12 protein-coding genes are annotated in these 11,916 nt (G+C 69.7%); 4 read left to right on the plus strand and 8 right to left on the minus strand.

Features of this window, described 5'->3' with window-relative positions; genetic code table 11:
• The first annotated feature begins 167 nt into the window (after positions 1-167).
• The gene (locus tag E1264_RS32000; protein WP_243711292.1) at positions 168-875 is read left to right on the plus strand and encodes an ABC transporter ATP-binding protein; all 708 of its coding nucleotides are present in this window, start codon (positions 168-170) and stop codon (positions 873-875) included.
• On the plus strand, positions 872-1,561 hold the full coding sequence (locus E1264_RS32005; protein WP_132179422.1) for a hypothetical protein: 690 nt from the start codon (positions 872-874) through the stop codon (positions 1,559-1,561). Before E1264_RS32000 ends, E1264_RS32005 begins: the two co-directional genes overlap by 4 nt.
• 598 nt (positions 1,562-2,159) lie before the next feature.
• Here the strand turns inward: E1264_RS32005 and E1264_RS32010 are convergent.
• From E1264_RS32010 to rlmN, 3 genes are all read right to left on the minus strand, one after another.
• A complete protein-coding gene (locus E1264_RS32010) occupies positions 2,160-2,987 on the minus strand; it encodes a YwqG family protein (RefSeq protein WP_132179424.1) in 828 nt (275 codons plus the stop codon).
• 63 nt (positions 2,988-3,050) lie between these two features.
• Entirely contained in the window at positions 3,051-3,557 is a 507-nt protein-coding gene (locus tag E1264_RS32015) for a DivIVA domain-containing protein (RefSeq protein ID WP_132179426.1), read from the minus strand.
• Between the two features lie 66 nt (positions 3,558-3,623).
• Positions 3,624-4,766, minus strand: coding sequence for a 23S rRNA (adenine(2503)-C(2))-methyltransferase RlmN (gene rlmN / locus E1264_RS32020; protein WP_132179428.1), 1,143 nt, complete (start codon positions 4,764-4,766; stop codon positions 3,624-3,626).
• A gap of 112 nt (positions 4,767-4,878) precedes the next feature.
• Between rlmN and E1264_RS32025 the strand changes: the two genes are divergently transcribed.
• Positions 4,879-6,024 carry a suppressor of fused domain protein gene (locus tag E1264_RS32025; RefSeq protein WP_132179430.1) on the plus strand — a complete coding sequence of 382 codons (1,146 nt, stop codon included), beginning with the start codon at positions 4,879-4,881 and terminating at the stop codon, positions 6,022-6,024.
• Here the strand turns inward: E1264_RS32025 and E1264_RS32030 are convergent.
• The 5 genes from E1264_RS32030 to rpsB all read right to left on the minus strand — a co-directional run bounded on the left by E1264_RS32030 (position 6,021) and on the right by rpsB (position 10,788).
• On the minus strand, positions 6,021-6,806 hold the full coding sequence (locus tag E1264_RS32030; protein WP_243711293.1) for a phosphatidate cytidylyltransferase: 786 nt from the start codon (positions 6,804-6,806) through the stop codon (positions 6,021-6,023). The two genes, E1264_RS32025 and E1264_RS32030, sit on opposite strands and share 4 nt — an antisense overlap.
• A 392-nt stretch (positions 6,807-7,198) precedes the next feature.
• Positions 7,199-7,756 (minus strand): ribosome recycling factor, encoded by a 558-nt coding sequence (gene frr, locus E1264_RS32035; protein ID WP_132179434.1) that lies wholly within the window; start codon positions 7,754-7,756, stop codon positions 7,199-7,201.
• A 90-nt stretch (positions 7,757-7,846) separates the two neighbouring features.
• Entirely contained in the window at positions 7,847-8,548 is a 702-nt protein-coding gene (gene pyrH / locus E1264_RS32040) for a UMP kinase (RefSeq protein ID WP_132179442.1), read from the minus strand.
• 335 nt (positions 8,549-8,883) lie between these two features.
• Positions 8,884-9,720, minus strand: coding sequence for a translation elongation factor Ts (gene tsf, locus E1264_RS32045; RefSeq protein ID WP_132179436.1), 837 nt, complete (start codon positions 9,718-9,720; stop codon positions 8,884-8,886).
• Between the two features lie 84 nt (positions 9,721-9,804).
• Positions 9,805-10,788, minus strand: a complete 984-nt coding sequence (gene rpsB, locus E1264_RS32050; protein ID WP_132179438.1) for a 30S ribosomal protein S2 — start codon at positions 10,786-10,788, stop codon at positions 9,805-9,807.
• A gap of 385 nt (positions 10,789-11,173) precedes the next feature.
• Here rpsB and E1264_RS32055 point away from each other — a divergent pair, with 385 nt between their 5' ends.
• Positions 11,174-11,887 (plus strand): M23 family metallopeptidase, encoded by a 714-nt coding sequence (locus E1264_RS32055; RefSeq protein WP_132179440.1) that lies wholly within the window; start codon positions 11,174-11,176, stop codon positions 11,885-11,887.
• The last annotated feature ends 29 nt before the right edge of the window (positions 11,888-11,916 follow it).

Raw genomic sequence — 11,916 nt, forward strand, 5'->3', positions numbered from 1 at the left:
CCCCACCCCCGGAACGTCTCGATCCAGACCGGCCCCATTCCCGTCGTCGGGCAGTCGCATCCTCGTGGTGGCTTCGGCTAACGCGGTACTTACGGGTGCGGCGTTAGCGTGCAGGTTTCATGCGGTTGGAGGGTGTGGCTTTTCGTTATCGCCGGAGGGATCCCTGGGTGCTCAGGGACGTCACTCTGTCGTTGCGCCCCGGTGCCGTCACGGAGGTGACGGGGCGGAACGGTGCGGGGAAGTCCACTCTTCTGCGCGTGATCGCGGGTCTGCGCAGCCCCCGCAAAGGCATCGTCAAGGATCGGCCTGGCCGCGTCGGGTACGCCCCCGAACGCTTCCCGGTGGATCAGCCGTTCACCGTCCGCGGCTACCTGGGCCATATGGCCGCGATGCGCGGTGTCCCGGCCGAGTCCGTCGAGACGTGGGCGGAGCGGCTCGGCTTCGATCACCTCCTCAATGTGCGGCTCCCTGAGTTGTCGAAAGGCAGCGCGCAGAAAATCGGTCTCGCACAGGCGCTCCTAGACAACCCCGGCCTGCTCATCCTGGACGAGCCTTTCGCGGGCCTCGACGCGGCCACACGTGCGGCACTGCCTACGCTGATCTCCGAGTTCGCGGCCGAAGGAGCCATCGTGGTCGTCAGCGACCATCAGCGCTGCATCGAAGCCCTCCCAGGCATCGAGCGGCTCCGCGTAGCCGACGGAACAGTGACCGGCCTCCCTCCCGGGGCGGCCAGCGTGCCTCCCGAGATGAACGACTTCCCTTCCGAGAAGAAGAACTGGACCGTTCTGGAGATCGAAGTCCCCGAGAACGAGGCCGACACCGTCGAGACCAAACTGCGAGCGGACGGCTACCGGGTGCGGAGGCCGAAGCAGTGATCGCGATCATCAAGTTCCAGATCGCGGGGTACGTTCGGTCGCTACGCGTCCTGCATCCGCTGATCGTCGTGGCGCTGGTAGTGGCGCTGGTCCTCGTCCAAGGCCCGAGCGGGCCGGACGCCTCCGATCTCGCCATCGGGACGTTCGGGGACGTGGCGGCGTTCATGTTCCCGGTATGGGCATGGGCGGCGCGCGCCCTCCTCGACACGCAGCCGGACGAGCAGCGCGCGCTGACAGCCACCGCGGCCCGCCGCCACTCGCTCCCCACCTACGCGGGGCTTCTGTCGGCCTACAGCGTGAACGTCTGCCTGGGCGCCGTCGCATTGGCCGTCCCCCTCCTGCAAGCGTTTCAAGTCGGCGCGCCCGGACGGGCGGTCTTGGCGGGTTGCGCACTGAACCTCCTCGCCGCCGTACCCGGGACACTCCTCGGCGCATGGACGAGCCGGGCGCTGATCCCCGACCCCGGTGTTTCGCTGCTCGTGCTGCTGAGCGCCGCCACCGCGCTCGTGCTCCTCGGCATCGGAAGGCTCTCCTGGCTATCCGTCCCGATGATCGAATGGCTCCGTACCGCACACGATGGCGCGACCGAGTTCACCGCCGGTTTCCCGGCCATCGCCCTTCACCTCGCTCTCTGGTCCGCTCTAGTCGGCACCGCCTACATCGCCCTAGCCCACCGCCGCCACTAACAGCACACCCCCTGTGGCGTCTGCCACCGCATGGGATCCCGCTGTGCTCCGGTCGCTAGACCGCGGCCACCGCACGAAGACGCGCCAGGCGGCCGCCACCAAGCGCCCCCTCCCGGGACGTCTCGCAGCACATACCGTCCCGCTCGCGCTCCCACCGCGCCACCACAGCGTCGCCCGGACACACATCAGGCCCGCCGCCACGACGTGCACGCTCCCCGGGACGTCTCGCAGCGCAGCCCCCGCTGGGTGTCTCGCCGCGCCACCACGGCCGTCGCCCGAAACGCGTCAGGCCGCCGCCACGAAGCCCGCGCTCTCCCCCGGGACGCCTTGCAGCGCAAACCGTCCCGCTGGGGCCCCGCGCCATCACGGCCGTCATGCGAAATCGTGCTGGGCCACTGCCACCGCGAGCCCGGACACTTACCCGGGCGTCTCGCAGCGCATACCGTCCCGCTGGGGGCTCCCACCGCGCGACCATGACCGTCGTGCGAAATCGTGCTGGCAGCCGCCGTCGCTAAACCGGACACCCCCGGGCGTCTGGCAGCGTATGTCGGCCCGCTGGGGTTCCGTTGCGTGTCCATGGTCGTTATGCGGAGGTGTGTCAGGCGGCTTGGAAGGTTAGCCATGAGTGCTCCAAGGGGGCGTCGGGGCGGGTGCAGAAGTAGACGCGGCCGGGGTCGCCCCAGTACCAGCCGAGGCGGTCGTCGGAGTCGAGTTGGAGGAGGAGGCGCCATTCCTCCACGGCGCGCTGCTCGTCCGGGGACAGCCTCGGCGGGCTGAGGGAGTCCAGGGGGCGGCCCGTTGACGCGTACAGGCAGTCTGGGCCGATCGGACGCTGGACCAAGGCCGGCCACCCGCCGAGCTGGTGTGCGGGCGCCTCGTCGCGAGAGGCGTACTGCGACCAGACGGCGTGTAGTTGCTCATAGACGGTCAAGAAGCCGTTGTACGTGGCCTCCAATCGGCGCATGGATGTCTCCTGGGGTGAGGGCAGGGAGAGGAACGGAGCAGCGCTCAGGCGGATCTGGGGATAGGTCGATGCGTCGGGCGGCGAGACGCTGTCGCCGAGGTCACCGGTGTAGATGCGCCAGCCGCCCCGCTGTGCCGCATCGTCGCCCCACGGGCGGGGCGTCTCGCTGGCGTAGTAGAACGCGGCCTTGCCGGACGAGGGGATGCCCGGGATGTCGCCGAAGCAGGTGAGGTCGGCGAAGTCGATCGCGCCGAGGAAGCCGAGCGGGCGTCCGTTCCACTCCGGCCAGGTCTCGCCCGGCGGCAGCAGCGGGACGCCGCCGAGGTGGACGGGGACCTCGCCGCCGGCGCCCAGCCTCAGTGCGCGCCTGGCCAGCGGCATCAAGACGGTCATGATCTCGGGGGGCAGGAAGACGGCGAGGAGGGAGCGGAGCCGCCGGTACTGTGCCGCGAAATGATCCATGCACGTAGCGTTACGCAGCGCCGCCCCGGCACGCAGCGTCCGGCGAAATTGTGGATAACTTCGTCAGCGGCGTTCGAGGGCGCCGGCGAGCTGGACGAGGAAGCGGTCGACCTCCTTCTCGTCGTAGCCGGGTCCGAACCGGACGACGCGGAATGCGCTTTCCCGCACGTCCCGGGCGGACATCGGCGGGGCGACTCCGCGCAGGCCGGCGATCACGCGGTCGAGGAACGCGTCCACGTCGCGGACGTCGTAGCCCGTGCGCAGGCCCGAGCCAGAGAAGCGGGCGCTCTGGATCCAGTTGATCAACCAGGCGGGTTGCACGCGCGGGCGGCCGGGCCTCTCGGGGATCGGTCCCCGCGCCTGGAGTTCCAGGATGCATTCGCGTACCAGGCGGTCGACGGCATGGGGTTCGTAGCCGCGCATGACGACGTCGAAGCGGGTCTTGCGCACATCGTCCGCCGACATCGGCGGCCCACCGTTCAGCGCCTGCGAGACCCGCCGCAGCAGGCCGTCCACCTGCTTCCTGTCATAGCCGCGCAAGACCACCGGCAGCCGCGCACCCGTTCGCACCGCGCACCTGCTCCTCAGCCGTTTCCCCGCGCCCCGCGCGGCACCAGGGACGCGCCTGCGGAACGCTCAGTCCTTGGTCGACGCCGCCAACTGGCCGCAGGCCCCGTCGATCTCCCTGCCCCGAGTGTCGCGCACCGTGACCGGGATCCCGTGGGCCTCCAGCCGCCGGACGAACTCGCGCTCGTCCTGGGGCCGCGACGCGGTCCACTTGGAACCCGGCGTTGGGTTCAACGGGATCAGATTGACGTGTACAAGTTGCCCGCGCAAGAGCCTGCCGAGAAGATCGGCCCGCCAGGCCTGGTCGTTGACGTCCTTGATGAGCGCGTACTCGATCGAGACGCGCCGTCCGCTGCGGTCGGCGTAGGCCCAGGCGGCGTCCAGCACCTCGGCGACCTTCCAGCGGTTGTTGACGGGCACCAGTTCGTCACGGAGTTCGTCATCGGGCGCGTGCAGGGACACCGCGAGCCGTACGGACATGTCCTCGGCGGCAAGTTTTTCTATGGCCGGGACAAGGCCGACCGTCGACACGGTGACCGCGCGCTGGGAGATGCCCAGGCCAGCCGGTGCCGGGTCTGTGATGCGGTGTACCGCGCCCATCACCGCCTTGTAGTTGGCCAACGGCTCGCCCATGCCCATGAAGACGATGTTGGAGACACGACCGGGCCCGCCTGGGATGCGTCCACGAGCCAGTGCGCGCGCGCCGGCGGCGACCTGCTCGACTATCTCGGCGGTGGAAAGGTTGCGGGTGAGCCCCGCCTGGCCCGTCGCACAGAACGGGCAGTTCATGCCGCACCCCGCCTGGGACGAGACGCACATCGTGGCCCGGTCGGGGTACCGCATCAGCACCGACTCGAACAGCACGCCGTCGAACGCCTTCCAGACGGTCTTCAGCGTCGTCCCGTCGTCGCAGTCCATCTCGCGCACCGGGGTGAGCAGCGTGGGCAGCAGCTCGGCCACCAGCCGCTCTCGGACGGCGGCGGGCAGATCGGTCATCTTCGCCGGGTCGTCCACGAGGCGGGCGAAATAGTGCCGCGAGAGCTGGTCGGCCCGGAACGGCTTCTCCCCCAGCGCGGTAACCGCCTCGCGGCGTTCCGCAGAGGTGAGGTCGGCGAGATGCCTGGGCGGCTTACCGCGCCTAGGAGCGGCGAAGACGAGCTTCGCCGGGGTCTTCTTGGGCGCGGTGCCGGCGACGGCGGGCTGGCTAGACATGATGCTTCCAGTGTCGCAAACACCTGGCCGTGCCTCGTCCGTCTGCGGACAGCCCCTGACCCGCACCGCGACATTCCTGCGCATGACCTTGTGTGCGACTAAGGTCTCGATCATGTCGGTTTTGCGCAGGGGCACCGCCTCCTCCGGTGGCTCCAAGGCCACCGTCGTCCACACCGCGGTCAGCCCGTACGGCAGCCGGCGGCTCGCCATCGAGACCGACGGCACCGTCACCGCGGCCTACCTCAAGGACGCGCGGGACTCCGTGGTCGGCGCAGTGTGGGTCGCGAACCACCGCAAGGCCCCCTCAGACCTCGACCGGTCCCGGCTGGAGGCAGGCCGTGCACCCCTTCTGCCCGGGTCCCATGTCCGGCACCCGGGGGGCCGCGCCGCCCTGGACGCCGGGGGTCTGGAGGTCGTGTGGTTCGAGGAGGGCGACGGTGTGGCCGTGCTCGAAGCGGGCGACCCGCTTTTCGTGATCCCCGGCTGGTCCGACATGGGGCGCGGCATCCCAGGCTACGCGCGCGACGCCACCCGGCAGAGCCCGTTCGCCTTCCCTCTGGACGAGGAGATCGAGGACTTCGGGCCACGGATCGACCGGGCGCGCGAGCACTGGAAGATGTGCCGCGCCGAGGGGTCCTGGGCCGAGTTCCAGCAGTCGGTGCTCGGCCACCTGCTGCAGCGGCTCGGGCCCGGGGGGCACTACTGGCACGACGTAGGGCGGCAACTGGGTAACGGCCGGCCGGGCCTGGCCCCCACAGTGGGCGTTTCCGAGCGTCCTGCACGGGGCGGGCGGGATTTCACGGTCCTGAGCACGGTCGGCATGTGCCGTCAGAGGATGCCCACGGTCGAACTGTACGAGGACGACGTCGCCCCGTACGGGCGGATAGAGCTGGCCGTGGCGAGCACCCTGCCCAGCCAGCGGACGGGAAGCATCTTCCCCTGGCTGGCGCAGTACCCGTGGCGGTCGGTGACGTGGTTCGCGCCCGGAGACGTCGTCAAGTGGTACCACGAGGCCCGCACGTTCCCGCTGCGCAGCGGAGAGTCGGTCTGGGAGGGCGTGCTTCTCCTGGACGATCCCAGCCGTCTGGCCGGTCCCGAGCCCCCCGACCTGACCGGACTGACGCTGAACGGCGATCCCGTGCGGTGGCTGTGGCTCGTGCCCCTCACCGGCGAGGAACACCGCTACGCCAAGAACGAGGGCTCGGACGCGCTCGTCCGGCGCCTCGCCCAGCAGCGCCGCTCCTGGGTCGTGTCCTAGCTCGGGACGAACAGTTCCAGGAGCAGCCAGACGACGGGTGCCGTCACCACCAGGGAGTCCAGGCGGTCCATCACACCGCCGTGCCCTGGAAGGATCGTTCCCAAGTCCTTGATGCCGAGATCGCGCTTCATCATCGACTCGACGAGGTCGCCGGCGGTCGCGGTGACCACGACCGCGAGACCCACCAGGACGCCCTGCCAGACCGTGCCGCCGTCCAGCAGCCACCACACCAGCCAGCCGCCGACGAGCATGCACATGAGGGCCGAGCCTGTGACACCCTCCCAGGTCTTCTTCGGGCTGATGGTCGGCGCCATCTTGTGCTTGCCCAGGAACGAGCCCGCGAAGAAGCCGCCGGTATCGCTGGCCACGGTGGTGGCGATGAAGATGACGATGCGGTGGTCGCCGTCGTCCGGGCGCATGAGCAGCGCCACGATGCCGCCTACCAGCACCAGGTAACCGGTCACGAGCGCCCCTGCGGAGACGTCGCGCACGTAACCGTCCGTGCCCTCGGTCATCCGCGTCATCAGCAGGGCGAGCATCGTGAGGGACACTGCCGCGACCGCTGCGGTGGGACCCCACACGTAGGCCGCGACCGGTGTGCCGACCATGCCCGTCGCGACGGGGATGAACGGGACGCCGATGTCCCGGCTCTTGAAGGCCTCGGTCAGCTCCCGCATGCCGATGAAGAGGAACACGATCATCACGGCAAGGAAAATCTCCTTGACCGTGTAGAGAGAGAGCAGAACCAGGGAGCCGAGCCCTAGACCAACGCTGATCGCCAGGGGGAGATTGCGGCCGGTCCTGGGCTGGCGCTTCCCGTCGGACGCTCCAGAAGCCCCGTCCGCTGAGTCCCCATCCGCAGAGGACTCGTCGGCTGAGGACCCATTGGCAGAGGACCCATCGGCATTGGGCGCTCCTGCGGAAGGCCCGCTTGCAGAGTTCCCGTCCGTTCTGGAGAACCCGCCTCCGAAGGCCGTAGCTCCAGAAGGCACGCTCCTGGAAGACGCGCCCTTGGACGTCGAGTCGGACAGGGGCGCGTGTGCGCGCGCGCCTGCATCAGGTGTGGCGCCGGAAGACGAAGTGTCCTCGGTGGAGGTGTCCGGTGCGGGCCCGTCCAGCTCGTTCTCCGGCTCATCCGGGGAGCGCGAGGGCTCCCCGGCGTCGTCGAGTCGCATCAGACTTCGAGCAGTTCTGCCTTCTTGTGCTCGAGCAGTTCGTCGATCTGCCCCACGTAGCGGTGCGTGGTGTCGTCGAGTTCCTTCTCGGCACGCCGGACCTCGTCCTCCCCCGCCTCGCCGTCCTTGGCGAGCTTGTCGAGGGCGTCCTTGGCGCGGCGGCGGACGTTGCGGATGGAGACCCGGCTCTCCTCGGCCTTGTGGCCCGCGACCTTGATGAACTCCCTGCGCCGCTCCTCCGACAGCTCGGGGAAGACGACGCGGATGACGTTGCCGTCATTGGTGGGGTTCACGCCGAGGTCGCTGTCGCGGATCGCCCTCTCCACCGCCTGCATGGAGGACTTGTCGAAGACCTGGACGATGACCATTCGCGGCTCCGGGAGCGTGAACGACGCGAGCTGGTTGATCGGCGTCGGCGTCCCGTAGTACTCGGCGGTGATCTTGTTGAACATCGCGGGGGTGACCCGGCCGGTGCGGATGGCCTGGAAGTCCTCCTTGGCGACCGCGACCGCCTTTTCCATTTTCTCCTCTGCCTCGAGGAGGGTCTCGTCGATCACTGTGACTCCCATGTCATCTGGTCAGGCCCTTGTCGTGCGGTTCCACGCTGCTTCCGGGCCGCGTCCCCGCATTCGGGTTCCGGGCCGCGGTCAGCCTTCCGCCGGGCTGACCAGCGTGCCGATCTTCTCACCCCGGACGGCCCGGACGATGTTGCCCTGCCCCATGAGGTCGAAGACCACGATGGGGAGAGCGTTGTCCATGCAGAGGCTGATGGCCGTGGCGTCCATGACCTTCAGGCCTCGCTGTAGAACTTCACCGTATTCCAAACGGTCGAACTTGACTGCGTCTGGATTCTTTCGAGGATCGGCATCGTAGACACCGTCCACTTGTGTGGCCTTCAGGACGGCCTCTGCACCGATCTCGAGCGCGCGCTGGGCGGCGGTGGTGTCGGTGGAGAAGAACGGCTGCCCGAGGCCGGCGCCGAAGATGACGACGCGGCCCTTTTCCAGGTGCCGGATGGCGCGCCTCGGGATGTACGGCTCGGCCACCTGGCTCATGGTGATGGCCGTCTGCACGCGCGTGTCGAGGCCGAGCTTCTCCAGGAAGTCCTGCAGGGCCAGGCAGTTGATGACGGTGCCGATCATCCCCATGTAGTCGGCGCGTCCGCGGTCCATACCGCGTTCGGCCATGACGGCGCCCCGGAACATGTTGCCGCCGCCGCAGACGACCGCGACCTGCACGCCGTCCCGGACGGCCTCCGCTATGGCCTCCGCGACGTGCTGGACGATTTCGGGATCGATTCCCAGGGGGTCGCGTCCTGCGAAGGCCTCACCGGAGAGCTTCAGCAGCACCCGCTTCCAGCCCGCGCGCGGCGCGTGCTGGGCGGGCGTGTGCGGACCAGCCTCGTGCCGTCCGGTCGCACCGTCGCCGGACGAGTGGCCGCCGGACGAACCCCGGCCCGAAGGCTTCCGGCCCGACGAGGAGTTCCGCCCGGACGAGAAGTTGCGGCCGTTCGCGTCCCGGTCGGCGCCGTCCCGATCGGTGACGCCCCGGCCCGCGACGTCCCCATCGGCGACGTCCTGATCGGACGACGAGGCCGCCGTCGCGCTAGTGGTCGTCTTGTCCGGCACGTCGGCGGCCTCCTCGTAGCTTCGCGTTCTCTCGGGTATCTGTCTCCAGAGTGCCCTTAAGCCTGCCCGACCTTGAACCGGGCAAAGCGAACAACCTTCACACCGGCCTCGTCGAGGACCTTGGCGATCGTCTTCTTGCCGTCCTTCACGAAGGCCTGCTCGACCAGCACGAAGTCGCGGAAGTAGGCGTTCACCCGGCCCTCGACGATCTTCGGGATGGCCTGCTCGGGCTTGCCCTCGTCGCGGGTGAGCTGCTCGGCGAGCGCCCGCTCCTTCTCGACCGCCTCGGCGGGGATCTCCTCACGGGTGAGGTACTTGGGGGCCATCGCCGCGATCTGCTGGGCGACGTCCTTGGCGACCTCGGGGTTCTCCTTGTCCAGCTCGACCAGCACGCCGGTGGTCGGCGGCAGGGACGGGTCGGACTTGTGCAGGTAGCTGGCCACATAGGCGCCCTGGAAGTGGGCGAAGCGGCGCAGCTCCAGCTTCTCGCCGATCTTGGCGCTGTTCTCCTCGATCAGGGCCTGGACGGTCGTGCCCGGCTCGATCTCGGTGGTCAGCAGCGCCGGCGCGTCGGCGACGCCGCTGCCCGCGGCGAACTCGACCAGGCGGTTCGCCAGCTGGATGAACTGCTCGTTCTTGGCAACGAAGTCGGTCTCGCAGTTGAGCTCCAGGAGCGCCCCGTCGCCGGAGTTCGCAAAGTACTCGGCGACCAGGCCGTTGGCCGCGGTGCGCTCGGCGCGCTTGCCGACGTCCTTGGCGCCCTTGAGGCGCAGCAGCTCCGTCGCCTTCTCGAAGTCGCCGTCCGCCTCGGTGAGTGCGTTCTTCACGGCCATCATGCCGGAGCCGGTCAGGTCGCGCAGCCGCTTGACGTCAGCGGCGGTGAAGTTGGCCATCGCTCTCTTCGCTTCTCTCGTCGTTGGTCGTGGGACCCGCGACGGTCCCGGCGGCGCCCACGCGGGGCCGCCGGGACCGCGGGATCAAGCCTGCTCGGCCTCGGCGGGCTTCTGGGCTTCCTCGCCCGCAGCCTCTGCCTCGGAGCTCGCGGCGGCTTCCGCGGGAGCCTCGGCCGACGCCTCCGCCGGGGCCGGGGTCTCCGCGGGCGCCTCGGTCTCCGCCGGGGCCGGGGCCTCCGCGGGCACCTCGGTCTCGGCCGGGGCCGCGGCGGCGCCCTCGTCCGGCTTGAGGAGGTCGCGTTCCCACTCGGCCAGCGGCTCTTCCGCGGCCGCTGCGCCCTCTGCCGGCTTCTCGTCCCCGCCGGTGGCGGCTCCCGCGCGCGCGATGAGGCCGTCGGCGACGGAGTCGGCGACGACGCGGGTCAGCAGGCTGACGCTGCGGATGGCGTCGTCGTTGCCAGGGACGGGGTAGTCGACCTCGTCGGGGTCGCAGTTCGTGTCCAGGATCGCCACGACCGGGATACCGAGCTTCTTGGCCTCGTTGACCGCGATGTGCTCCTTCTTGGTGTCCACGATCCAGATGGCGCTCGGGACCTTCGCCATGTCGCGGATACCGCCGAGGGTGCGCTCCAGCTTGTCCTTCTCCCGGCGCAGACCCAGAAGCTCCTTCTTGGTCATGCCGGATCCGGCCACGTCGTCGTAGTTGATCTCCTCCAGCTCCTTGAGCCGGGTGAGCCGCTTGTGGACGGTGGAGAAGTTGGTGAGCATGCCGCCCAGCCAGCGCTGGTTGACGTAGGGCATGCCGACCCTGGTGGCCTGCTCGGCGATGGACTCCTGGGCCTGCTTCTTGGTGCCGACGAACAGGATCGTCCCGCCGTGGGCGACCGTGGCCTTGACGAACTCGAAGGCGCGGTCGATGTAGGACAGCGACTGCTGCAGGTCGATGATGTAGATGCCGTTGCGCTCGGTGAGGATGAAGCGCTTCATCTTCGGGTTCCACCGGCGGGTCTGGTGGCCGAAGTGGACGCCGCTCTCCAGGAGCTGCCGCATGGTGACGACGGGTGCCATTGCCCGTGTTCTCCTTCTCTGGCCCTGCCGGGCCGCATTTGGTTGTACGCCTGCGCCCGGGTGCCGCCCCACCGTCGCCGTTGCGACGGACCGAGGGACGGCGCCCCACCATGTCTGCGGTGGCATGCGGACGCGTGAAATCAGCCGCCGGGATACCCCAGGCGGCTGTGACCCGTTCCCGGGTCTGTGACCTCTCCGCCGAAGGCGGCTTCTCAGCGTTCCGCCCTGGGGCGGAACGTCGACGGCCTGGCCCTGGCCAGTGTCCCCTCGGACACCCCTACAGATTATCAGGGCGCGGACGCGTCCGTGAATCAATGGCCCGCGGGTTATCCACAGTTCGCCGACCCTCTCGAACTCGACGCGCCGGGGCGGCAGGCTTCGGTGCATGACCTTGCTGACACTGCTCCTCACCTGCGTGATCGCCGCGGGGACGCCCGTCCTGGACGCATGGAAGCCGGGCCTGGACGCCTGGCGGTCGCCCTTAGGGCCGCCCGCTCCGAAGGTCGTCCGGAGCTTCAGCCCGCCCACGTCCCCGTGGGGTCCCGGCCACCGCGGCGTCGATCTCGCGGGGCGGCCGGGGCAGCCCGTCTACGCCGCCGGCCCCGGACGCATCGCCTACGCCGACCGGCTGGCCGGGCGCGGCGTGGTCGCCGTCGATCACGGCGTCCTGCGGACCACGTATCTGCCCGTCCGACCGAGCCTCGGCGTCGGGCACCGGGTCACATCCGGCACCCGGATCGGCACCTTGGAGGACGGCCGCCACTGCCCTGCCCCGTGCCTGCACTGGGGCCTGCTGCGCGGCTCCCTCTACGTGGACCCGCTCAGCCTGATCCAGCGCCGGATACGGCTGCTCCCCCACTGGGCGCGTCCCTCACCGACCCAGACCCACCAGGTCCCTGAACCGGCGCCTGAGCCGAGGCCGGTCCTGCGTGACGCCACCACGGCGACTGGCGGGGCGCTTACCGGCATGGTCCTGGCCTTCACTCTCGCCTTCGCCTGGCGCCGCACCCGCGTCCGCTACCGCCTGCACCGCCGCCATCGTCCACCTCCGGGCGTCATCAACCTGTCCCAAGAACGCCGCCTGCGCCGCACCCCCTGACCACCCAGGCCTGCCGTCCACACCTGGGC

Origin of the sequence: Actinomadura sp. KC216 (genome assembly GCF_004348535.1) — a bacterium.
GTDB lineage: Bacteria > Actinomycetota > Actinomycetes > Streptosporangiales > Streptosporangiaceae > Spirillospora.

Excerpts from the sequence above, each read along its gene's own strand:
- E1264_RS32010 (WP_132179424.1), bottom strand. The coding sequence starts at position 2,987 with ATGGATCATTTCGCGGCACAGTACCGGCGGCTCCGCTCCCTCCTCGCC.
- rlmN (WP_132179428.1), bottom strand. The coding sequence starts at position 4,766 with ATGTCTAGCCAGCCCGCCGTCGCCGGCACCGCGCCCAAGAAGACCCCG.
- E1264_RS32025 (WP_132179430.1), top strand. The coding sequence starts at position 4,879 with ATGTCGGTTTTGCGCAGGGGCACCGCCTCCTCCGGTGGCTCCAAGGCC.
- tsf (WP_132179436.1), bottom strand. The coding sequence starts at position 9,720 with ATGGCCAACTTCACCGCCGCTGACGTCAAGCGGCTGCGCGACCTGACC.
- rpsB (WP_132179438.1), bottom strand. The coding sequence starts at position 10,788 with ATGGCACCCGTCGTCACCATGCGGCAGCTCCTGGAGAGCGGCGTCCAC.
- E1264_RS32055 (WP_132179440.1), top strand. The coding sequence starts at position 11,174 with ATGACCTTGCTGACACTGCTCCTCACCTGCGTGATCGCCGCGGGGACG.